The 21,623-nt window shown below is 43.3% G+C and carries 24 protein-coding genes; 16 read left to right on the top strand and 8 right to left on the bottom strand.

Going from position 1 to position 21,623, the window contains the following annotated elements; translation table 11 throughout:
* Positions 1-156 precede the first annotated feature (156 nt).
* Positions 157-717, top strand: a complete 561-nt coding sequence (locus ACMXYR_RS08885; RefSeq protein ID WP_415901275.1) for a hypothetical protein — start codon at positions 157-159, stop codon at positions 715-717.
* Between the two features lie 73 nt (positions 718-790).
* On the opposite strand, the gene ACMXYR_RS08890 is transcribed toward ACMXYR_RS08885, so the two are convergent.
* Positions 791-1,024 (bottom strand): hypothetical protein, encoded by a 234-nt coding sequence (locus tag ACMXYR_RS08890; RefSeq protein ID WP_415901276.1) that lies wholly within the window; start codon positions 1,022-1,024, stop codon positions 791-793.
* A gap of 298 nt (positions 1,025-1,322) precedes the next feature.
* Between ACMXYR_RS08890 and ACMXYR_RS08895 the strand changes: the two genes are divergently transcribed.
* A complete protein-coding gene (locus tag ACMXYR_RS08895; protein WP_415901277.1) occupies positions 1,323-1,973 on the top strand; it encodes a hypothetical protein in 651 nt (216 codons plus the stop codon).
* A gap of 80 nt (positions 1,974-2,053) precedes the next feature.
* The gene (locus ACMXYR_RS08900) at positions 2,054-2,527 is read left to right on the top strand and encodes an FKBP-type peptidyl-prolyl cis-trans isomerase (protein WP_415901278.1); all 474 of its coding nucleotides are present in this window, start codon (positions 2,054-2,056) and stop codon (positions 2,525-2,527) included.
* 81 nt (positions 2,528-2,608) lie between these two features.
* Here the strand turns inward: ACMXYR_RS08900 and fabV are convergent, their stop codons facing one another.
* Positions 2,609-3,802, bottom strand: a complete 1,194-nt coding sequence (fabV, locus tag ACMXYR_RS08905; protein ID WP_415901279.1) for an enoyl-ACP reductase FabV — start codon at positions 3,800-3,802, stop codon at positions 2,609-2,611.
* A 219-nt stretch (positions 3,803-4,021) separates the two neighbouring features.
* Here fabV and ACMXYR_RS08910 point away from each other — a divergent pair, with 219 nt between their 5' ends.
* From ACMXYR_RS08910 to ACMXYR_RS08925, 4 genes are all read left to right on the top strand, one after another.
* Positions 4,022-4,453, top strand: a complete 432-nt coding sequence (locus tag ACMXYR_RS08910) for a MaoC family dehydratase (RefSeq protein ID WP_415881432.1) — start codon at positions 4,022-4,024, stop codon at positions 4,451-4,453.
* Positions 4,454-4,636: 183 nt separating this feature from the next.
* On the top strand, positions 4,637-5,116 hold the full coding sequence (locus ACMXYR_RS08915; protein ID WP_415881433.1) for a DUF523 domain-containing protein: 480 nt from the start codon (positions 4,637-4,639) through the stop codon (positions 5,114-5,116).
* A 25-nt stretch (positions 5,117-5,141) separates the two neighbouring features.
* A complete protein-coding gene (locus tag ACMXYR_RS08920; RefSeq protein WP_415901280.1) occupies positions 5,142-5,984 on the top strand; it encodes a mechanosensitive ion channel family protein in 843 nt (280 codons plus the stop codon).
* A gap of 78 nt (positions 5,985-6,062) precedes the next feature.
* Positions 6,063-7,787, top strand: coding sequence for a proline--tRNA ligase (locus tag ACMXYR_RS08925; protein WP_415901281.1), 1,725 nt, complete (start codon positions 6,063-6,065; stop codon positions 7,785-7,787).
* A 59-nt stretch (positions 7,788-7,846) separates the two neighbouring features.
* On the opposite strand, the gene ACMXYR_RS08930 is transcribed toward ACMXYR_RS08925, so the two are convergent.
* Genes ACMXYR_RS08930 through ACMXYR_RS08940 form a run of 3 tightly spaced genes read right to left on the bottom strand, consistent with a single transcriptional unit; the run spans position 7,847 to position 10,472 of the window.
* Positions 7,847-8,878, bottom strand: a complete 1,032-nt coding sequence (locus ACMXYR_RS08930) for an HDOD domain-containing protein (protein ID WP_415901282.1) — start codon at positions 8,876-8,878, stop codon at positions 7,847-7,849.
* Between the two features lie 45 nt (positions 8,879-8,923).
* On the bottom strand, positions 8,924-9,199 hold the full coding sequence (locus tag ACMXYR_RS08935; protein ID WP_415901283.1) for an acylphosphatase: 276 nt from the start codon (positions 9,197-9,199) through the stop codon (positions 8,924-8,926).
* A gap of 19 nt (positions 9,200-9,218) precedes the next feature.
* Positions 9,219-10,472 carry a YihY family inner membrane protein gene (locus ACMXYR_RS08940; RefSeq protein ID WP_415901284.1) on the bottom strand — a complete coding sequence of 418 codons (1,254 nt, stop codon included), beginning with the start codon at positions 10,470-10,472 and terminating at the stop codon, positions 9,219-9,221.
* A gap of 143 nt (positions 10,473-10,615) precedes the next feature.
* Between ACMXYR_RS08940 and arsC the strand changes: the two genes are divergently transcribed.
* From arsC to ACMXYR_RS08980, 8 genes are all read left to right on the top strand, one after another.
* Positions 10,616-10,966, top strand: coding sequence for an arsenate reductase (glutaredoxin) (gene arsC, locus ACMXYR_RS08945; protein ID WP_415901285.1), 351 nt, complete (start codon positions 10,616-10,618; stop codon positions 10,964-10,966).
* A 1-nt stretch (position 10,967) separates the two neighbouring features.
* Entirely contained in the window at positions 10,968-11,570 is a 603-nt protein-coding gene (gene wrbA / locus ACMXYR_RS08950; protein WP_415901286.1) for an NAD(P)H:quinone oxidoreductase, read from the top strand.
* A 37-nt stretch (positions 11,571-11,607) separates the two neighbouring features.
* Complete coding sequence (locus ACMXYR_RS08955) at positions 11,608-12,048, top strand: DUF2069 domain-containing protein (protein ID WP_415901287.1); 441 nt, start codon at positions 11,608-11,610, stop codon at positions 12,046-12,048.
* An 8-nt stretch (positions 12,049-12,056) separates the two neighbouring features.
* Positions 12,057-13,703 carry a SufS family cysteine desulfurase gene (locus ACMXYR_RS08960; RefSeq protein WP_415901288.1) on the top strand — a complete coding sequence of 549 codons (1,647 nt, stop codon included), beginning with the start codon at positions 12,057-12,059 and terminating at the stop codon, positions 13,701-13,703.
* Between the two features lie 27 nt (positions 13,704-13,730).
* Entirely contained in the window at positions 13,731-14,201 is a 471-nt protein-coding gene (locus tag ACMXYR_RS08965) for a nucleoside triphosphate pyrophosphohydrolase family protein (protein ID WP_415881443.1), read from the top strand.
* 2 nt (positions 14,202-14,203) lie between these two features.
* Positions 14,204-14,458, top strand: coding sequence for a zinc ribbon domain-containing protein (locus tag ACMXYR_RS08970; protein ID WP_415901289.1), 255 nt, complete (start codon positions 14,204-14,206; stop codon positions 14,456-14,458).
* Positions 14,459-14,837: 379 nt separating this feature from the next.
* Positions 14,838-15,239, top strand: coding sequence for a hypothetical protein (locus ACMXYR_RS08975; RefSeq protein WP_415901290.1), 402 nt, complete (start codon positions 14,838-14,840; stop codon positions 15,237-15,239).
* Between the two features lie 57 nt (positions 15,240-15,296).
* On the top strand, positions 15,297-16,187 hold the full coding sequence (locus ACMXYR_RS08980) for a LysR family transcriptional regulator (RefSeq protein WP_415901291.1): 891 nt from the start codon (positions 15,297-15,299) through the stop codon (positions 16,185-16,187).
* A 4-nt stretch (positions 16,188-16,191) separates the two neighbouring features.
* On the opposite strand, the gene ACMXYR_RS08985 is transcribed toward ACMXYR_RS08980, so the two are convergent.
* The gene (locus ACMXYR_RS08985) at positions 16,192-17,055 is read right to left on the bottom strand and encodes a LysR substrate-binding domain-containing protein (protein WP_415901292.1); all 864 of its coding nucleotides are present in this window, start codon (positions 17,053-17,055) and stop codon (positions 16,192-16,194) included.
* Between the two features lie 142 nt (positions 17,056-17,197).
* Complete coding sequence (locus ACMXYR_RS08990; protein ID WP_415901293.1) at positions 17,198-19,123, bottom strand: DNA topoisomerase III; 1,926 nt, start codon at positions 19,121-19,123, stop codon at positions 17,198-17,200.
* Between the two features lie 115 nt (positions 19,124-19,238).
* Between ACMXYR_RS08990 and ACMXYR_RS08995 the strand changes: the two genes are divergently transcribed.
* Positions 19,239-20,612, top strand: coding sequence for a diguanylate cyclase (locus ACMXYR_RS08995; RefSeq protein WP_415901294.1), 1,374 nt, complete (start codon positions 19,239-19,241; stop codon positions 20,610-20,612).
* A 13-nt stretch (positions 20,613-20,625) separates the two neighbouring features.
* Here ACMXYR_RS08995 and ACMXYR_RS09000 read toward each other — a convergent pair whose 3' ends face one another.
* Entirely contained in the window at positions 20,626-21,618 is a 993-nt protein-coding gene (locus ACMXYR_RS09000; protein ID WP_415901295.1) for a serine/threonine protein kinase, read from the bottom strand.
* Positions 21,619-21,623: the final 5 nt, after the last annotated feature.

The following is a 21,623-nucleotide window of genomic DNA, read 5'->3' on the forward strand; positions in this document are numbered from 1 at the left end:
GGGCATCTACCTTGCATAGAAAGGCGGCCCCTTTTTAAGGTGTCGCCTTTTTTATACCTGCTATAAATACTTAGAAAGTTACAAAGGATTCAATTTAAGTTTTAGGATAGAATCCCCTACTGCTTTCAACTGCAAACTGATTAAGTGATTTAGATTATGACTACACCTACTTTTCTTAAAGACGCTAAAGAACTGTTAACCGAACAGGGTTTTGCCACTAGTAACACCTGGTACCATGGCACATCTTCCGCGCTGGTCGAATCAATCAAAGATCAGGGATTAAATCGTTCTGGCGACAAGGCGCTTAAACAAGCTGCTAAACAAACAATGGCTACAATCGGAAATAACTATACCGAAACCATCGAGCCTGTATTCCTAACACAAAGCAAAGAGTTAGCTTACTTTTGGGCTGAACAAACTGTTAGAAACCGCTCCGTACGTATCGAAGGCGATGAAGAAGCTGTTGTTTTTGAAGTGATGCTTTCAGATGATCTAAACAGCCGAGTAAAAACTGATGTAGGCGCAGCGAGTCTATTAATGGTAAAAGAAGGCGAAGCTTATTTGGCACATCTAGCCGGCATCTATGAAGAGTGCGGCCTAGAAGCACCAGAAATTGATCTAAAAAGCGCTGATCGAATGGATTACCTAAACAAACTAGGTATGGCTTATTACGATTACGACATCGATAAAGATTCTGTGAATTTGCTAAGCGAGTGATCCCATCACCCTAGCCTCACAAAAATAAAAAGGACGCAATTGCGTCCTTTTTATTATCTATAGATCCAGCTTGTTAAGAATCATCAGCCTCAAGTTCACAACTCTGCTCTAAGACCTTCACCCTTTTCAAAGCTTCCTCCAAATTCATTTGATCAAGCATGGCCTGAAAACCCTGTTGGCTTGTCTCTTTATTCAACTCTACAACTTGGTACATCTGAAAAAGGTTGAAGCCTAATGAACACACGAAAACAATCGCAAGCAGTATTGCTGCATCCAAATGCAACGGGACTTTTCGTTTAAGGTCCAATACATTTTCCTTGATAAGCTGGAAGTTAGATACGAAATATACCAATTTTTTAGACAATCAAACAAACAAAACCGCTGCTATTTAGACGGTTTTTGACGATGGTAACAACAACCTCAAATGGCTCGGTTATTTTTTGCCCCTCACATGCCACTAGGTGTTAATAACGGCAACTATCTACCCACCCACCGCACCTTCGGTCATTTTTCAACCAGCCAACCTACTGATTATAAATCGTTTATACATTCTGGCATTAGGTTTGCTGTGCATTGAATATTAGAAAAGAACCTCGGAGCCGGTCATGTACGCTGTTACACATACACCAAAGCGCCTAAACGCACTAGAACAGATCCCTGTTCATGAGCAGATTCAAAAGCATATGAAGGCACTCGAAGAGGCTCCGAGCATTTCCAGCATCGATCAATTTTACTTAGACATGTTGGATCAATTCCTGCCAGCCAATCAGAAAGCGTGCTATCTTAAGCTACTCAAAAAAGAGATCGTCGCTGTCTTTAGAATCGACCAGATTATGGCTGCAGTGCTATATAGCGATTTCACTATTGAGTCCTTTTCGCATCAAGTAACCGAGCATATTAACTCGCTAAACGCCGGCCCATTATCCGTCAGCCGTATTAGTTACATATTGCACAATGCGCTTTCTGATCGAGTTTCTGTCGATTATTTTTGTAAAGACAACCCTACTTATCATGATCTAAAACTGGGCTACCTATACACCGAAGAAGATTTACAGGCGGGCTTTACTGCAGACGAAACCTCTACAGAAGAACTCATGTGTGACTGGTTACAGAGTTATCAGCAGTGGATGCACGACTATCTATATTTCAACCTTGCACAGATAACCAAAGAAACCGATAGATTACCCCCTAAAACGCTGTCTCTACTGCAGAACTATAGCACCGAAGAGAAAGAGCAATTACAAGCATTGCTGTAGCAGATACATAAACACTTTCTTGTCAGTTAATGGTCTGTGCTATAGATTGAACTTTTCTCATCTTCAAGAGCACAGCCTTTATGGAATATGTACTACCGCTTTTAATATTGGCCATCGTTTTATTTCTCTACACTAGTCGCCAAAATAATTTAAAACTCGCAGAAGCCAACAAAAAAGCTGGCGAAGAGTTTTTAGCTGAAAACATAAACGATCCGCACGTCACCCAGACAATCTCTGGCTTACAGTTTAAGGTTATCGAAAAGGCTGATGGTACATCCCACCCCAGTGCCACATCCACAGTTAAAGTTCATTATCACGGCACTTTGATAGACGGCACAGTGTTTGATAGCTCAGTCGATCGTGGAGAGCCTATTGAGTTTGGTCTCAATCAAGTTATTAAGGGCTGGACAGAGGGATTACAATTGATGGCAACGGGCGACAAATACCGTTTCTACATTCCATCAAATCTGGCTTATGGGAATGGGTCTGCAGGCGTGATTACACCTGGCTCCGTGCTTATATTTGATGTAGAACTTTTAGATTTTAAGAATTAAGCAATCTTTTAAAGTATGCTCAATTGAGGCAAGGTATAAAGCAAACAGGAAGCCAATTGACTTCCTGTTATGTATAAACGATTAGATATCGCTTACATCAAATTCAGCTACAGGGCTGACATCTGCTTCGTAATCTACGGAGTCGATGCCAAAACCAAATAGTTTTAAGAACTCATCTTTATAAAGCTGGTAATCTGTAAGATCGAAAAGGTTCTCAGAAGTCACTTGAGGCCAGATCTCGCGGCACGCATTCTGAACTTCGTCTTTAAGCTCCCAGTCATCCATACGGAAACGGTTCGCATCGTCCATTTCAGCGGTATCGCCGTATAGGCCTGTATCAAATAGACGCTGAACCTGCTCCATGCAACCTTCGTGTAGGTTCTGTTCTCGCATTACCTTAAAGCACATTGCCAAATATAGAGGCATAACTGGGATTGCAGAACTTGCCTGAGTTACAACAGATTTCAACACACCAATGTTCGCTTGACCGCCTGTTGCGTTGAGCTTGCTATCGATTACTTTAGCAGCACGATCAAGATCCTGCTTAGCTTTACCTAATGCACCATCCCAGTAGATTGGCCAAGTAATATCTGAACCGATGTAAGAGTACGCTACAGATTTACAGCCATCAGCTAGTACGCCTGCTTCAGAAAGCGCATCCATCCATAGTTCCCAATCTTCACCGCCCATTACCGTTACAGTAGCTGCGATCTCTTCTTCAGTAGCCGGCTCAACCTCAGCATTGATGATGACATCTTTATTAGTGTCAATCGCTGTGGATTTGTACGGCTCACCAATAGGTTTAAGGCAAGAACGGATAACTTCACCAGAATCTGGCATTTTACGGACAGGAGAAGCTAGAGAGTAAACAACTAGATCAACCTGCTTCATCTCTTCCTTAATTAGCGCAATCGTTTTCTCTTTGGCTTCGTGAGAGAAAGCATCGCCATTCAAGCTTTTAGAGTAAAGACCAGCCGCCTTAGCTTCTGCATCAAATGCTGCAGAGTTATACCAGCCTGCAGTACCTGTTTTACGCTCAGTACCTGGCTTTTCGAAAAACACACCAATTGTCGCTGCGCCCGAACCAAATGCTGCTGCGATACGGGAAGATAGACCGTAGCCACTGGATGCACCAATTACTAGAACACGCTTAGGGCCATTTTCAATAGCGCCCTTCTTCTGAGTGTATTCGATTTGCTCACGCACATTAGCTGCACAGCCAGTTGGGTGAGTAGTAGTACAAATAAAACCGCGAATTTTTGGTTTGATAATCATGGCTAAACGGGTCTCAAATCCATTAGAAAAATTTGGTCTGTAAGATACAGCAATTCATTGCAAGTTGACAGTTTCATGCGGCATCCCTAATTCACAGACAAAATTTACCGAGATAATTAATTCTTACGAATTGTTACTAACTGATTTTATACATAGGCAGAGGCGGTTTCTTTTGGTTATGATGCGCAGATTGCATATTCTATTTAAAGGAACATCCCCATGCAGGAACTACACGGTTACTACCTAGAAGATTTAGAAGTAGGTATGAGCGATAGCTTTGCCAAAACCATTACTGATGCAGACGTGTGCATGTTTGCGGGTATTTCCGGTGATACTAACCCAGTTCACATCAACGATGATTACGCTAAAACAACACCATTTGAAAAGCGTATTGTCCACGGCATGTTTAGTGCTGCGCTAATCTCTACTGTTGCAGGTACTAAACTTCCTGGGCCGGGTGCTATTTATGTTGATCAGCAGATCAAGTTCCGTGCACCTGTATTTATTGGTGACACAGCGAAAGCTACACTAACAGTTGAAGAGATTGATACACGTCGCCGCCGCGTAAAATGTAAAACAGACGTAACTGTAGGCGATAAAGTTGTTGCTACTGGTACAGCAACCTTTATGGTTGATAAGAAAGAAGCATAATTTTCTCTTTCATGACGCCAGCATCCGCTGGCGTTACCTTCACCCTACTCGTACATCACTCCTTCCTAATTTTACTGACCCGCATCAATAGATTTGATCAAATTGTAGACTTTGGTCGATTGCGATCCTTCTACCCATGAGTAGAATGTGCCAGCAAAAAAATAACAACAAAAATGGACTACCATGAAGAAGATCTTAATTAGCGCCTGCATGCTAGGTGATCGCGTACGCTATGATGGCGGCCATCACTTAATTGACCACCCAACATTGCAGCGTTGGCACAAGGAAGGCCGCTTTGTCCCTATCTGCCCTGAAGTCGCAGGTGGTTTAAGCACACCACGTCCACCAGCTGAAACTCAGTGTAAATTCCCTATTCTGATCACCACACAAGATGGCAATGACGTTACGCCTGAATTCTTATCTGGTGCTGAAAGAACCTTAGAAATAGCCAAACGCGAAGGGGTCGCTTGCGCGCTTATGAAGGCCAAAAGCCCGTCTTGTGGCAATAAGCGTATCTATGACGGCAATTTTTCCGGCAACCTGGTTGAAGGTTCAGGTGTAGCTGCAGCTGAATTAATGCGTAACGGCATCCCTGTATTCAGTGAAAAAGAACTGCCTGAACTCTTTGCTTTTATCGAAGATTCTGAAAGGATGACGGCCTGAAACGAATTAGTTAAGAGGCCTATTGATGGAGCAAGAGATTCAAAACGAGCTAGAAACCATAACTCGTTTAACAAATTTGGTCATAGATTTTTTCGTCAATTACAGTTTTCAGGTAATCGGCGCGATCATCATATTTCTGATCGGCCTGATTGTCGCTCGATCAATAGGTAAGTTCGCTCTTAAGCTATGTGAAAAAAATAGCGTAGACATTACCCTAAGTTTATTTATTGCCAGTACCGTAAAGCTGCTAATCATAGCTATGGTACTGGTGATTTGTTTAGGTAAATTTGGTATCAGCGTTGCGCCATTTGTGGCAGCGATCGGTGCAGTTTCTCTAAGTGCTGGTCTAGCCTTACAAGGCGTGTTCTCCAATTATGGTGCAGGTTTCACCATTATATTGACCCGCCCTTTTGTCGTCGGCAATACGATTACTATTAACGACATTTCCGGTGTAGTAACAGAGATTAAACTCGCACATACCCTACTCGCCACAGAAGACGGCGAGATCATTACAATTCCAAACAAGCACATCGTCGGGGAAGTGATCACCAATTCTTTCGCTAATAAAGTTGTCGAAGCCTCTGTTGGTATTAGCTATAACGCAGATCCAGAAGTCGCGATTCAAGTAATCAAACAGTCATTAGCCCAGTTTGATGAACTCTCTCAAGAACCTCCACCACAAGTAGGTATCGAAACTTTTGCAGATTCTTCCATCAATATCGCTTATCGATATTGGGTACCAACCGACCGATATTTTGAAGTGCAATATCAAGTGAATTTAGCTGTATTTAAAGCACTTCAAACCGCTGATATAGAAATTCCATTCCCACAACGGGAAGTCACATTGAAAAATGCAGCTGCTGAGTAGTTTTTTCCTTGGCAGCACCACTACAGCCACCTACAATGTGGCGATTTGAAACGAATTTAAAATTGATTGAGTAAAAGTATGCGCACTAGCCAGTATCTCATATCCACCGTTAAGGAAACGCCATCTGATGCAGAAGTCATCAGCCACCAGCTAATGCTTCGTGCAGGCCTGATTCGTAAAGTTGCTTCAGGTCTTTATAACTGGTTGCCGCTTGGCCTACGTACGCTTCGCAAAGTAGAGCGTATCGTTCGTGAAGAGATGGACAAATCAGGTGCGATGGAAGTCCTAATGCCAGCAATTCAGCCTGCTGAGCTTTGGGAAGAGTCTGGTCGTTGGGAACTTTACGGTCCTGAGCTACTGCGCGTTAATGATCGTCACAACCGTGAATTCTGTGTAGGCCCTACACACGAAGAAGTAATCACTGACCTTATCCGTCGTGAGATCAAAAGCTACAAGCAGCTTCCTGCAAACTTTTACCAGATTCAAACTAAGTTCCGTGACGAAATTCGCCCTCGCTTTGGCGTAATGCGTTCACGTGAATTTATAATGAAAGACGCATACTCTTTCCACGTGGGTCAGGAATCTCTTCAACAGACTTACGATGTGATGCACCAAACTTACACCAATATCTTTAACCGCCTAGGCTTGGATTTCCGCCCTGTACTTGCGGATACAGGCTCAATCGGTGGTGCGACTTCTCACGAATTCCACGTGTTAGCAGACTCTGGTGAAGATGATATCGCATTCTCTAATGTCAGCGATTACGCAGCAAACGTAGAATTAGCAGAAGCACTATCTCCTGAAGGCGATCTAGCAGCACCATCTGTTGAGATGACGACAGTAGATACGCCTAATGCGAAGACGATTGATGAATTGGTCGAACAGTTTGATCAGCCAATTGAGAAAACCGTTAAAACATTGATCGTTGCAGCTTCTGAAGAGTGTGAAGCCGATTTTGTTGCTCTATTGGTTCGTGGTGATCACGAGTTAAACGAGATCAAGGCAGAGAAACTTGCACAAGTGGCTGAACCACTAGAATTTGCTACTGAAGAGCAGATCCACGATCTAATCGGTGCGGGTCCAGGTTCCCTTGGCCCTGTTGGCTTAAATATCCCGGTGATTGTTGACCGTACGGTTGCTAAAACATCGGACTTTAGTGCTGGCGCTAACATCGATGGTAAGCACCTGTTTGGTATCAACTGGAATCGCGATGTTGATCTACCAGAAATCGCAGATCTTCGTAACGTTGTTGAAGGTGATCCGAGCCCATGTGGTGAAGGTACACTTGTCATCAAACGCGGTATCGAAGTGGGTCATATTTTCCAGCTTGGTCAGAAATACTCAAAAGCCCTAAGCGCAGAAGTATTGGATCAAAATGGTAAGTCTGTAGTAATGGATATGGGCTGTTACGGTATCGGTGTTACCCGTGTAATTGCAGCTGCTATTGAGCAAAACCACGATGACGGCGGTATTATCTGGCCAGAAGCGATTGCTCCATTCCACGTTGCACTAATCCCGCTTCAATACGATAAGTCTGATGAAGTACGCGAGCTAACTGACAAGCTGTACAATGAACTACAGCAGGCAGGTTACGATGTAATCATGGATGATCGTGATAAGAAGACTAGCCCGGGCGTTAAGTTTGCTGATTCTGATCTTATGGGTATCCCGCACCGCGTGGTTATCTCTCCTCGTGGTATCGAAGCGGGCACTTTGGAATACAAAGGCCGTCGCGACGACGAGAAACAAGACGTTGCAGTAGATGGCGTATTACCGCTACTTGCTGAGCGTATCAATCTTTAAGATCATTCTTCAGATTAGAACTTCATAAAAAACGGGCTTTACGCCCGTTTTTATTGTTTTTAATTTTCTTCTTCTGGATACAGTTTTCTGTAATCATCTACAGTTGATCCGGCCTGTTGAAGGCGCCATACCAACTCAAACTCAGTTATCTCACCTTCACTATATAAAGCATTCAATTCTGCAAAAGCATTGGCTAAGAACAACGCCACCGATTCAGGCTGTCGACAATCACCTTGCGTTTCCATCTGAAACTCAAGGATAGGTGTGTACCAGTCCTCTGGTAGCTCCCATACTTCACATGCACGTCGAGTCAAAGCATGTGAGTAATCAGCTAACAAATTACTAAATACTTGCGGGTGTGGCTGTTGCTTTCCATCAGCATGTAACTCTATGAGCTTTTTAAAGATAATCAGCTTACCAATATCATGCACTAGGCCAACAAAGTAAGCGAGATTTGAATTACCACCAATCACTTCTGATATCTTTTTAGCATTATTGGCCACCTCAGAAGAATGCCCCCATAACGCTTTGCCAAAGACTTCGAAATAAAAGCTATCGATCTCAAATTTATCAGCCACCAAGGATGATAAAACAACATCCTTTAACCTTTGCTGGCCTAGCATACTTAGCGCATGCTCCAAGTCTTTAATCTCCATGTCTGAGCCAATAAACGTAGGTGAATTGGCAATGGAAATAACTTTACCGGCAAGCGCAGGATCTTCTTTTATAGCTGTTACAATTTTCTCTTGAGGAGAATCTGGATCAACCAAAGCGTTCATCAATAAAAGTGCATTCTTAGAAAGCTTAGGTATAGATTCTTCATTTAAGTTCTTTAATTCTTGCTCTAGAGCAACTCGTAACAATTCTTCTTGCTTGGTTGATTCCTCTGTAATTACAGCCCTTACACCCAATAAATTACTGATAAAGGAGAGTGATAATTCTCTGGAATGCTCTATCGTTTGCGGTGATGCATCTATTTCTTTTTCTTCAACTTCCTGTAATTCTGCGTCAGAAGCCTGAGCTTTAAGCGCGCTCTTTTTAGCAGAATTTTCTTTTCCCAAACCAACAATAGATTTTAATTTGTCAAACATAGTCCCTTCCAAAGACTGTTAAAACTTTAATGATAGTTTAGGCGATTAACGCACTTCGAAGGATTGAGGCGCATCAATGTTATCAACCCTTTCACTAATGACTTCAGCAACATTAGCAAGCTCCGGCCCTTGGCTTAACCAAGCTTCTAATTGCTGCACGGCCAATTCTTCACCGGTTGCCATTAGCTCTACCCTACCGTCATTTAGGTTTCTAACCCAACCACGAACACCTAAAGATATCGCTTTCTCTTTAGTCGATTGCCTAAACCAAACACCTTGGACGCGACCACTGACAAATGCATGAATGGATAAATCTGCCACTTTTTTAAACCTAAGATCTTTAACCGTTGATTTGTTTTGTAGTGCTAATACTGTTTTCATCTCTGTCAGAAAACAATGATTCTAAAGTCAGAGAAAAAGCCTGCTGCTCCTGTTCTGAAGTTTTCACTAACTTTTCGTTAAGTACTCTCTCCCACTCAACTACACTGGTAGTGCTTACCGGTAAAGGGGTCGGCCAAGGAAGTAGTTGATTAAGTTGATACAGAGTTAAACACCCTAAATCCCGACTTAAGAGATATTCACCTTGGTCACTGCGTTTAACGATACCCCCCTCTAATAGGATTTTTAGATAGCTATCCCAACGCCCTTGATCGAGGGTATCAACCTCTTGTAACAGCTTGTGATCAGAAATTGATTCACCCTGTAGTTGCGCCCTCCATAATCGATGTAACACGGCTACAACAGAATATAGGTGCGGCAGATCATTTACTCGCTGATTTGGCCGGTAAACTGTTATACAGCGCGTTAACTCAGCCCCCATCAAAATGATGACCCAACTAATAAATATCCATAGAAGGAATAGAGGCACCGCTGCAAAAGCACCATAAATAAGCTCGTAAGAAGGGAACTGAGTAACAAAAGCGGTAAATCCCCTTTTAGCCGTTTCAAATAACAGCGCTACGCCGATACCACCCAAAAGCGCACTTTTAAAGGGTACTGGACAGTTAGGAACAGCCACATACATCAAGGTAAAAGCGGTAGCCGATAAGACCGTAGGTAATGCTGACAATAAACGAGCACGGCCCACAGCCTCTGTCGCCTCACTGATAAACGGCAAACTTGCGATATAAGAGGTTAAAACTAAGCCTAAACCGATCAAAATTGGTCCCAGGCTCAAAATAGCCCAATAAAGCAAAAAGCTTGATAGCCCTTTACGCGGTTCATTCACTCGCCAGATACGGTTAAATGCTGCCTCAATATTTTTCATCATCATGATCGATGTGATGGCCAGCAATGCGATGCCTACTGCGGTTAGTTTACGTGCTTGCGAAGAGAAATCGTTGAGGTAATCCTGTACTACGGCACCAGTAGCAGGCACGAAATTATCAAACACCCACCCTTGTAGTTCCTGCCCTACTCCCTGAAAAGAGGGAACTGCGGCCAACATCGCGTAAGAAACGGTCATCAATGGGACTACAGCAAACAGCGTGGTATAAGTTAATGCCGCCGCATTAAGAACCCCTTGGTTCTGCAAAAACTGTCGAAATAGATAACGAATAAACAGTGTAACGCGGTGATTTAACAGCGAAGCCATTTCCATCCTCATAATAATCAGCTAAGCACTGGCCTAAAATGCAGTTCCTTCATGAAATCTGCAACACAGGCGTATACAATATCGCATAATCCAACACAATGAACGGATCATTTCACCTTGATCCCTTAGTACGGTATAGCACAATGAGTGAAGTAACTATCTATCACAACCCGCGTTGTTCTAAGTCTCGCCAGACTCTAGCACTATTAGAAGAGAACGGTGTAGAGCCACAAGTTCGTAATTATCTTGATGAAGCACCTTCTGCTGATGAGCTGAAAGTAGTGTTAAGTCAGTTAGGTATTTCTGCTCGCGATCTACTTCGAAAAAAAGAAGCTGAATTCAAAGAAAACGGCTTAGATGATATGTCTCTTTCTGAAGATCAGATCATTGAGATCATGACCAATGTGCCGAAACTAATCGAACGCCCTATCGTTATCAAAGGCGATCAAGCACGCATCGGTCGTCCACCAGAGTCTGTTCTGGAAATCATCTAACATGAGCGCTCCCTACGTCCTCGTTCTCTACTACAGCCGCCACGGTGCCACGCAATCGATGGCTAAACATATTGCCCGCGGTGTAGAACAATCTGGTATTGAAGCTCGCCTTCGCACAGTACCTGAAGTTTCGACGGTTGCTGAAGCAACGGAATCTTCTATTCCTGATCAAGGCGCACTTTACTGCTCAGAACAGGATTTAGCCAACTGTGCTGGTTTAGCGTTAGGGAGCCCGACTCGTTTTGGAAATATGGCATCGCCATTAAAGTATTTTATCGATAGTACTAGCAGCTTATGGATGTCAGGTGCGCTGATTGATAAACCTGCTGCGGTGTTTAGCTCCAGTTCTAGCTTACATGGTGGTCAAGAAACTACTTTGCTTACCATGATGATGCCTTTACTGCATCACGGTATGGTCATTGCTGGCTTACCCTATTCCGAATCTGAGTTATTAAAAACTAAAAGCGGCGGCACTCCTTATGGGCCGACACATGTAGCGGGGCCAGACAATAGCAATGAGCTAGACCCAATCGAAAAGAATTTATGTATTGCCCAAGGTAAGCGCTTGGGTGAACTGGCCCGCCGATTAGCAAACAACGTTTAATTTTAAACGCCTAGTAAAACCACGAGAGTACAAGCAGTTGAAAGTATATATTCCTGATGATCACGATTATCAAAGCAAAGCTAAATTAGGGCGTATCCTTTGTGTAGGAAGCTACCTAGGTTTGCTTGGTTGGTTTACGCTTTGGCACCTTTTCCTTATTCCTGTCCCAACCGGAAAACCTTGGGTTATTTGGCTTATCCATATGGCTCCACTGCTAGCATTTGCAGGGGTGATTATTAAAGGTAATCCTCGTGGACACGCATGGCTTTGCTTCGTACTTCTACTGCTGTTTATGCAGGCGGTATTAGCTGCGACTAATCCAAATACGGCTATCTATGGCATTGGCTATTCCTTACTTGTAGGTACGCTTTTCACCAGCGCCATGATGTACACACGCTGGCGTGCGCGCTATAATAAACAGCTGGCTCACTGGGCTGAACAAGCTGCAGATAAAGATGAAGCATCTAAGGATAGCTAAGCCAAAGCATGCGAGATCCTAAGACTTTATTACAGGGCATAAGAAAGCAGTTTTCCATTTTAGATCGAAAAGTTAATGGAAACTCTTTAATCTATTTAGACAATGCAGCCACAACTCAAAAGCCGCAATGTGTAATAGATTCTGTCTCTGATTATTATCAGCAGAGCAACGCCAATGTTCACCGTGCCAGCCATGCACTCAGTGCTGATGCGACACTGCTTTTTGAGTCTGCTCGCAGCACTGTTGCTCGCTATCTGAATGCCCGTAGTGAAAAAGAGATCATCTGGACACGTGGCACAACAGAGGGGATCAACCTAGTTGCCAACAGCTTGGGACAGCAGTTAAAAGCTGGCGACGAGATCATCTTAAGTACACTGGAACATCACGCTAATATCGTTCCTTGGCAGATGCTTGCTCAGCGAAATGGTGTTGCTTTAAAAATCATTCCGCTCTTAGACAATGGCGAGCTAGATTTAGAGCAATTCGAAAAATTACTTTCCAGCAAAACTCGTTTAGTTGCGGTAGCTCATGCATCCAATGCGCTGGGCACGATTAACCCTGTGAAACGCATTGTAGAGTTAACTCATAAGGTTGGCGCGCTCGTGCTTATCGATGGCGCCCAAGCTCTACCCCACCTTCAAGTTGACCTTCAAGATCTCGATGCTGATTTTTACCTGTTTTCTGGGCATAAGGTTTTTGCCCCAACGGGTATTGGCGTCCTATACGGCAAGGAAGAACTTCTATCTACCATGCCCCCTTGGCAAGGTGGGGGTGAGATGATCAAACACGTGAGTTTTGATCAAACGACCTATAACGATCTACCTTTCAAGTTTGAAGCAGGCACACCGAATATCAGTGCCGCCATCGGTTTAGCAACCGCGCTGAACTGGCTATCTGGTTTTGATCGATCATTGCTGGAAAAACACGAACAACATTTGCTTAAGACAGCTATTGATGGCTGCTCTCAAATCAAAGGATTCAATCGTATTGGCTCAGCATCTGAATGTGTCAGCTTGGTATCTTTCACCCTTACCGACCAACACCAGCAAGATATTGGCTTGCTATTAGATCAACAAGGTATAGCAGTCCGTACAGGGCATCATTGCGCAATGCCTCTAATGCAAAGGCTGGGCTTACCGGGTACAACTCGAGCATCTTTCGCTTTTTATAATACTGAAGCGGAAGTGAACCATTTTATTCAGACACTGGATTCGATTTCTCGCCCTACGGCTGTGGCTGTTGAATCAAACTCATCGCCAGAATCCTTGATCGATAAGCTTAAAGGTATCTCAGGCTGGAATGCTCGCTACAGGGAGATAATGCTGCTTGGGAAATCTGCTAAAGGCCTTCCCCAACAGTTAAAAACAGACGAACACCTCGTTAAAGGCTGCGAAAGTAATACTTGGCTGGTCATTAATAAAGAGCTCAACGGTACGTTAACCTTTGCTACTGACTCAGATGCCCGTATTATTCGTGGATTACTGGTATTGGTTGAAACCGCTTTCAACCATAAAACAGCGGATCAGATCTGTGCTTTTGATGTCGACGCTTTATTTAAGCAACTAGAACTCGATCGCCATCTAAGTCCATCTCGTGGTAACGGGCTGCGTGCTGTCATCGACAAAATTTATCAGTTTGCTCAACAAGCAAACTAAGACAACTGAATTCCTCTTGGAGTAACAATGAGCAACTTTACTGACGTTTCTTACCTAAACACTGTATTTGGTAATGAACAAGGCAACCTTGAGAACCCAAATTGGGAAAAAGCTGGCAAGCAATTACACCTAATCAAAGAAGAGCTAGCTGAATTAGTTGAAGGTCTCGAAAACAAAGATACCTCTGAAATTCGTGATGCCGTAGCAGACATCCTTGTTGTTACTTATGGTATGGCCCACATCATGGGTATTGATGCCGACAAAGATATGGCTGCGGTTCAAGCAAGCAACCTATCTAAGCTGTGTAAAACACAGGACGAAGTTGACCAAACATTGGCTTTTTACCAGAATGAAAAGCAACTGGATGTATACGTAGGTGGTGAACTACCTGAAGCCTACATCAAATCCTCCAAGGATCAGGAAGGCAGCGACGGTAAATTCTACCCGGCTCACAAATTCCTAAAATCCATCAACTGGCATGAACCTAAACTGGACTAATTATGCCTACATACGATTATCGCATTGAAGCGACAGGCGATGTGGTTGAAGTGAAGCATACTATGGCTTTAACCCCTAAAACTTGGGGTGAGCTATGTATTCTCGCTAATCTAGACCCACAAGAGATCCCTGAAGACTCGGAAGTTACAATACTTTTATCAACCGCAGGGGTTGTTAAAAGTTCAACGCTTAAAAACCCTGAAGCCCCCCCATGCATGAGCGGTGGTGACTGCCCAAGTGGTGGCTGTGGTTTTTAACAGCCCTTAAATGGTGAGTGATAGTAGATAATACGGATCACTCACATTTTACAGGCTGCATGCCAAACTGTGCTTTCGGGTTACCCCCAGAACTGCAAACCATTCTGAATTGGGCCAAACAAGGTCATATCAAGCCAGAAGATATAGAGCGTGCTTGAGTGCTTACCCAAGCCTCTCCAAGCACAACCTTTGGTGACCTATTTGTATGCCATTATTGATAATCACTCAAAATTATTGGCATCAATAACCAATAAATTATTCAATAAATTAGGCGCGTTAATAAAATAAGCATACCGCTATCTAGGTTAAACTAAGACTTAGACTTTCAGGGATTGAAAATTTGCCTTAGACTTAATAAAGGAAACTACGGGGAAGGATTATGAACACCAAAATTAGTCTACTTGCCGCCGGTGTTGTTTTTACTGCAAGTATCGCAACGCCTTTAACTGCTGTTGCTGAAGATAAGCAATACACGTGCTCTTACACACATGCGAGTTACACTGCTCCGTTTATGAAAGCACCTAAAACGCGTAACTGCCCCGAAGGCCGTTGCATCTATTCAGTCGTAATTAAAAATGGCTCAGCTGTAGTAAATGGCGTTTCAGGTTTTACGGTTGAACAGTCTGATGAGCAGATCAAGTTAACCAGAACAGCCAAAGACCCTGTTATGGGTGGTATGGACACAACTAGCATGACCATTAATAAGTCAGACATGAGCTTCCAGAGTGTTAAAACCACAACGCCTTCTGTTGTGCTAACGACCCAAGGTAGCTGTTCTTAATCCCCTAATGAATTTTCAAACTGACTTTATTTAATATTTCCGTAGTTGTAGCAATCTATGAATCTTAACGATGTCCGTTTGTTTATTCAGGTAATAGAGCACAATGGATTTACCGCTGCTGCAGATAAGTTGGGCATACAAAAATCGACCATTAGCCGTCGTATTACTCAACTTGAAGATGACTTAGGCTTAAGGTTGCTACAACGCACAACCCGTAAATTAAATCTGACTGCTGATGGTCAGAATTTTTACGAACGCTGCCTTCCCCTATTTTCTGAACTAGAAGATATCGAAAACCACGTAACCTCCACCCAAGGGGAACCTAAGGGACGCTTACGCATTACCATGCCTCCTGAAATTGGGATTTTCATTATGAATGACCTGATTTCTAGCTTTATGGAGAAGTACCCACTCATTCAGATCGATATCGAACTCAGTCCTCGCGTCGTAGATTTAGTCCAAGAAGGTATCGACCTAGCACTACGAGTGGGTAATTTAGATGACTCGAGCCTAGTAGGTCGAAAGATCGCTAATGCCTCTTCTAAGTTATATGCCAGCCAAGCCTATATAGAACGATATGGTGAACCGAAAACACCCGATGATCTAAAGGAGCATCAGTGTATTGGTACTCACCTTAATTCTAATGAATGGTCCTTTGAAAACTGGAATCAAGGTAAACCGGTATCACTCAGCTTTCGTTTACGCGCAAACAGTTTAAGTTTCAGTCTTGAGATGCTAAAGCGTAATTTGGGAATTGCTCGACTTCCTAAAGCATTCTGCCTTGATGCAATAGAGTCTGGTGAGATTAAAGAAGTGTTGACCGATTATAGAGTACCGACGGTAGGTATCCACGCGCTCTACCCTAGCCGCAAAAACTTAAATCCTAAGGTCCGTTTATTCCTAGACCATGTTGTTGAAAATCTCAAAGCCCATCCTTGGCTTAAATAACAACTTAAGCAGCTGATTCCCATTCAGGCGGTTTACCATCAAACAGCTCTAGTAAGGTATCTACACCAGCCATTTCAATCGCGTTTTTATGAGTAATCATCATAGTTGGCACCTGACTGTATTTATCGTCCAATACCTCCATATTAAGATCTTTTTCATAACGTGATTCTTCTGCAACTTTTCTAGGTACTAATGTAAACCCCAGCCCTACAGCTACGCAGCCCAAAATTCCCTCCTGAGTCCCCATATCCAAAACCTCTGTGTCTAGACGGCCATTATCTCGTAACCAATTCAAAGCGCGTTCACGATAAGCACAACCCTGCCTAAACATGATCAAAGAGTCTGGGACTTCGATCCCTTTCGCTGACACTAAAACCAACTCTTCATTCAACACCTGACGGCAAATAAGATCCTTATGCTGAACTGGACCGCCGACAAAAGCGCAGTCTAATTTGTGGCTCAAAACGCCTTCTATCAACTGACCACTGGTTTCAGTTTGTACACGAGGAATCAGATGCGGGTGTTTTTTTCGTAACGATTGAATCAAACCTGGCATGCGTACCGCAGCAAAGGATTCCATGGAGCCAATCCGAATTTCTCCTGCCGCTTCTCCCACTTGCTTAACCGCGATACTGGCTTGATGTTCTAGCTGTAGCAATTGGTTGGCATAGTCCATCAAGGTATATCCGGTAGGCGTTAGCTCAAGTTTACGTCCTTTACGATAAAACAAGGGCGATCCAATCTCTTCTTCCAACCTTTTAATGCGTGCGGTGACGTTGGATTGAACAGTATGAAGCTCTTTCGATGCAGCTTGAACGCCACCGAATTCAACCACGTATTTAAAGGTTTTTAGTGAGAGAAGTTCCATATATTACCCTGCGCTTCCAATGCTTAGTTCATCAGAAGTGAATGATTTACATAAAAGCGTCATTATATAAGATATATGGAGCGTAAGATATTGAGATAAACCCTAAATAGATTAACTGCCCAACTAGATAGCTTTAATCAACTTAAGCTTTGGCTTTAGCCTTGGGTTTTGCCTTCCTTCTACGTGTTTTCTTATAGGCAGGTTTCGGCTGCTGCTTTATATTCCGCAGCAGTTGCACATCCATACTACTGGCCTTCTGAATCATCGAAGAGATCTCATCAGTTAAAGGCTGCATAAACGTTTGATAATTTAATTTCTGCTCACTGATATCATTTAATGAAGCCTCCCAACGAGCAGTCATATCAGGCTTACTCGCGTTATCTGGGAGGCTATTTATTAGCGCTCTGCCTGCTTCTGTACTCCGAATGGTTTTACCCTGACGCTGTAAGAAACCCCGTTTAAACAGTAATTCGATGATGCCTGCTCTAGTCGCTTCAGTGCCTAAACCATCGGTTTCTTTAAGGACCTTTTTAACATCGGCATCTTCAACAAATCGCGCAATACCTGTCATGGCTGCTAACAGCGTGGCATCGGTAAAAGGTTTAGGTGGCTGAGTCTCTTTGTCTATGACCTCTCCTTCCTCACAATAAAGCGTCTGACCTACAGTGAGATTCGGTAGCTGTGCTTGATCGTCTTCGCCCTCTTTTTTACCAAATAGGACTTTCCACCCGACATCGAGTACTTGTTTGGCTGAAGCAGTAAACCTACCGCCTTCAATCAACACCTCGACTCGTGTTTCTGAATAGCGGTGGTCTGGCATAAACTGGATCAGATACTGCCTAGCCACCAGCTCATACACTTGCTGCTCTGTTTTATTAAGGCGAGAAAAATCTACAGTTTTACTGGTCGGAATAATCGCATGATGGGCCTCGACTTTGCGATCATTCCAAGCCTTTCCTTTTTTGTTTAAGTCAATCAGCCTTTGATGCTGTTGAAACTGAGGACAATGCTTAAAGACAGCTGAAGATACTTGAGCGCCCTCAGCAAAGTGCCCTTGGGGTAAGTAGCGACAGTCAGAACGCGGATAAGTAATTAGCTTATGTTTTTCATACAAACTTTGGCAGGTATCCAAAACTTGCTGAGCATTTAAAGCAAAACGTTTATTCGCATCGATCTGCAACGCAGATAAATTGTAAGGGAGTGAAGCCCCAGCCTTTTTAGGCTTTTTCTCTACAGCAGCTACTTCACACGGTTTAGCTGTAATACGCCCAGCTACGTTTTCTACTAATGGTCTAGAGAGTACTCGCCCTTCTTCATCCTGCCATTTTTGACAAGCTTCACTCGGCTGCCACTTAACTTTAAATCTCTCTTCAGTATCTGTCTTGAGACGAGCTAAGACTTCATAAAATGGTTTGGCTTTGAAGTCATCGATCGCCTGATCACGTCTTACCACCAATCCCAATACAGGCGTCTGTACCCGTCCAACTGATAAAACCCCTTGATAACCCGCAGATTGCCCTTGCAATGTGTATGCTCTGGTTAGATTTATACCATACAACCAATCAGCTCGACTCCGGGCCAAAGCTGATACAGAAAGGGGGATAAACTCGCGATTATCTCTTAACTGCGCAATTGCTTTCTTCACAGCACTTGGGTTGAGGTCGCTGATCAGGCAGCGTTTCATGCTTTGTCGCTTGTATTGAGGCAGTTTAAGAAAGTCGATTACTTCATCGACCAACAGCTGCCCTTCACGATCAGGATCTCCTGCATGAACAAGCTCTTCAGCCTCTTTACAGAGTTTTCTTAGTAACGCTATCTGCTTACGCGTTTTTGGCTTGGCCTGCATCTTCCATTCAGAAGGAACAATAGGAAGGTGTTGTAGATTCCATTGTTTAAAGCGAGGGTCATATTCGCTAGGTTCAGCCAGTTCGAGAAGATGACCGAAACACCAACTGACTACATCACCGTTAGCGGCCCGGATACACCCTTCTTCTTTTTTCAATGGCTTAGGAAGAACATCTGCAATGGCTCGCCCTAAACTTGGTTTTTCGGCTATGAATAAACGCATGCTCAATATACTGTATATAAAAACAGTTCAAGAGTAATCTAAACGTGTCTATCATTCCAGAAAAACAGCTACGCTTATGTATATTCACCGGAACTTGTAGTGGTGCGTGAAAAGCATGCAGAAATTAACACTTCGATTTTGTTTACCTTGGTTAGTAGGCCTTATCGTCACCGCATTCGCATTTTTTACTTCTGGGTGGCTAGTTAAGTTAGATCACAATATCCACGACCGACAAGATAAAGCGCAAGTAGAAGCTAGAATCAACTACTTCTCCTCTCGTATCCAGATGGCATTGTCCGATAACCTCATCATTATTGAAGCACTTGAATCCCTTCTTCTGCTTAAAAACAATATCGATGAAAGCGAATTTCAAATACTGGCTACGCGCTTTTTATCCACTCGAGCCACAATACGGCAAGCTCAACTTGCACCTGATGCCATCATCCAGCATATCTACCCTGTTATTGATGGCAGTAAAGTAATTGGCTTAGACCTTCGTAAAATTCCAGAACAAAAAAACATCGTCGAACGCTCAATTGAGTCTAAAGAGATGATTATGGCAGGCCCTTTAGATCTTATTCAGGGCGGTCGAGGAGTGATTGCTAGGCAGCCCCTTTACAACCGTGAAGGCATTGACACCCAGTTCTGGGGTTTTATCACACTGATCATAGACTTAGATAAAATTTTACAAGAAACAGGGCTTATTCTAAGTGACGATCTGGCTACTTATGCCATCCGCGGAAGTGATGCTAAAGGGAAGCAAGGTAAAGTCTTTTTCGGTTCTCCATCGGTCTTTGAAGATGAATATCTAAGCAGCTTTATTGAGGTACCTGGTGGATTTTGGCAATTATCAGCCCAGCTTAAAATCGATAACCATGTTCATGGTATACCGGCCTCGTACTTAACGGGTTGGGCGGCTCTAGGTTCATTAATTCTGGGCTTACTCAGTGGTTTTACATGCAGCCTCCTGAACAAAACCTATCAGCGTTCGATCACTGACCCTCTAACATCATTATTTAATCGACAGCACTTCAGAGAAATAACAGAGATAGAAATTCAAAGAGCACAAAGATATCAACTTCCTCTCTCCATCATCATGATCGACTTAGATTTTTTTAAGCAAATTAATGATAACCATGGACATCAAGCTGGTGATTATGTGCTGAAAAAATCCGCACGATTAATCCAATCTATGTTACGCGTAGGTGATATAGCAGCGCGTTATGGCGGCGAAGAGTTTATTATTTTATTACCTCATAGTGACGAGGTTAGCACTCAAGCTTGTGCTGAAAGAATTAGAAAAGTACTGAATGCAAAAATTAACTTACGTGGTGCTTATCACACGCTTTCCGCAAGCTTAGGCTGCGTTACTCTGGATTCTAGCTACACCAATTACGACCAACTCGTCAGTGGCGCAGACGAAGCCCTGTTCTTAGCTAAAGATCGTGGAAGAAATCGCGTTGTAACCACTAAGCAACTGGAACCCTGATTCGTAAAAATACCTAGAGTAGCTTTAATGGGTCTTCATCTAATAAAGCTAATTGCTCTCGTAGCTGGAGGATATGCTCCCCCCAGTAACGTTCAGTATTAAACCACCCGAAACTGTGTGGAAACGCAGGATCTTCCCAGCGGCGGCCAAGCCAAGCACTATAGTGCATTATCCGTAGGCTACGAAGCACCTCAATCAAGCGTAGCTCTTTGAGTTTGAAATCGTAAAACTCGTTGTAACCATCAACTATTTCTGACAACTGTTGTGTCTGTTCATGACGATCGCCCGAGAGCAGCATCCAAATATCCTGCATAGCCGGTGCCATGCGAGCATCATCGAAATCGACAAAATGAGGTGCATCATTACGCCATAGCATATTGCCTGAATGACAATCGCCATGAACACGAAGGTGATCTATCTCACCACAGGCTTTTATGATTTCATCGACACCCTGTAGGAGATCTCTAGCGACAGAATCGTAAGCAGGTTTTAGCTCTGCTGGAATAAAATTTTCACTTAAAAATGAAACACTTTCATGACCAAATGTCTGACTCGTTAAAGTCGGGCGATGAACAAAACCCTTTGCTGCACCCACCAGATGCATCCGGCCCAATAAACGCCCTAAGGTAAAAAGATTATCTAAGTTATCTAGCTCAGGTGCATGCCCACCTCTTCGTGGAAACAGAGAAAACATGAACCCTTCATACTCAAACAACGTCTCACCATTTTCATTACTCCAAGGCGTAACCGCTGGTAAGGAATGTTCAGCTAGATCGAAACTAAAGTCATGCTCTTCTAAAATCTGCTCTCGGTTCCAACGCTGAGGGCGATAGAACTTCGCAATCATCGGCTCTTGGTCTTCTATGCCAACCTGATAGACACGGTTCTCGTAGCTATTGAGAGGAAATATTCGACCATCACACCAATGCCCTTGGCTCTCAACTGCATCCATCAAAAATGAGGGCGTTAACCGCTCAAAAGGGTGTGTTAGATCATGTTCAGACATAAAAA

It is taken from the genome of Neptuniibacter sp. QD29_5 (assembly GCF_047778125.1).
Lineage (GTDB): Bacteria > Pseudomonadota > Gammaproteobacteria > Pseudomonadales > Balneatricaceae > Neptuniibacter.

Coding starts and splice junctions, on each gene's coding strand:
- ACMXYR_RS08885 (WP_415901275.1), top strand. CDS start 157: ATGACTACACCTACTTTTCTTAAAGACGCTAAAGAACTGTTAACCGAA.
- ACMXYR_RS08895 (WP_415901277.1), top strand. CDS start 1,323: ATGTACGCTGTTACACATACACCAAAGCGCCTAAACGCACTAGAACAG.
- ACMXYR_RS08900 (WP_415901278.1), top strand. CDS start 2,054: ATGGAATATGTACTACCGCTTTTAATATTGGCCATCGTTTTATTTCTC.
- fabV (WP_415901279.1), bottom strand. CDS start 3,802: ATGATTATCAAACCAAAAATTCGCGGTTTTATTTGTACTACTACTCAC.
- ACMXYR_RS08910 (WP_415881432.1), top strand. CDS start 4,022: ATGCAGGAACTACACGGTTACTACCTAGAAGATTTAGAAGTAGGTATG.
- ACMXYR_RS08915 (WP_415881433.1), top strand. CDS start 4,637: ATGAAGAAGATCTTAATTAGCGCCTGCATGCTAGGTGATCGCGTACGC.
- ACMXYR_RS08920 (WP_415901280.1), top strand. CDS start 5,142: ATGGAGCAAGAGATTCAAAACGAGCTAGAAACCATAACTCGTTTAACA.
- ACMXYR_RS08925 (WP_415901281.1), top strand. CDS start 6,063: ATGCGCACTAGCCAGTATCTCATATCCACCGTTAAGGAAACGCCATCT.
- ACMXYR_RS08930 (WP_415901282.1), bottom strand. CDS start 8,878: ATGTTTGACAAATTAAAATCTATTGTTGGTTTGGGAAAAGAAAATTCT.
- ACMXYR_RS08940 (WP_415901284.1), bottom strand. CDS start 10,472: ATGGCTTCGCTGTTAAATCACCGCGTTACACTGTTTATTCGTTATCTA.
- arsC (WP_415901285.1), top strand. CDS start 10,616: ATGAGTGAAGTAACTATCTATCACAACCCGCGTTGTTCTAAGTCTCGC.
- wrbA (WP_415901286.1), top strand. CDS start 10,968: ATGAGCGCTCCCTACGTCCTCGTTCTCTACTACAGCCGCCACGGTGCC.
- ACMXYR_RS08960 (WP_415901288.1), top strand. CDS start 12,057: ATGCGAGATCCTAAGACTTTATTACAGGGCATAAGAAAGCAGTTTTCC.
- ACMXYR_RS08965 (WP_415881443.1), top strand. CDS start 13,731: ATGAGCAACTTTACTGACGTTTCTTACCTAAACACTGTATTTGGTAAT.
- ACMXYR_RS08970 (WP_415901289.1), top strand. CDS start 14,204: ATGCCTACATACGATTATCGCATTGAAGCGACAGGCGATGTGGTTGAA.
- ACMXYR_RS08975 (WP_415901290.1), top strand. CDS start 14,838: ATGAACACCAAAATTAGTCTACTTGCCGCCGGTGTTGTTTTTACTGCA.
- ACMXYR_RS08980 (WP_415901291.1), top strand. CDS start 15,297: ATGAATCTTAACGATGTCCGTTTGTTTATTCAGGTAATAGAGCACAAT.
- ACMXYR_RS08985 (WP_415901292.1), bottom strand. CDS start 17,055: ATGGAACTTCTCTCACTAAAAACCTTTAAATACGTGGTTGAATTCGGT.
- ACMXYR_RS08990 (WP_415901293.1), bottom strand. CDS start 19,123: ATGCGTTTATTCATAGCCGAAAAACCAAGTTTAGGGCGAGCCATTGCA.
- ACMXYR_RS08995 (WP_415901294.1), top strand. CDS start 19,239: ATGCAGAAATTAACACTTCGATTTTGTTTACCTTGGTTAGTAGGCCTT.
- ACMXYR_RS09000 (WP_415901295.1), bottom strand. CDS start 21,618: ATGTCTGAACATGATCTAACACACCCTTTTGAGCGGTTAACGCCCTCA.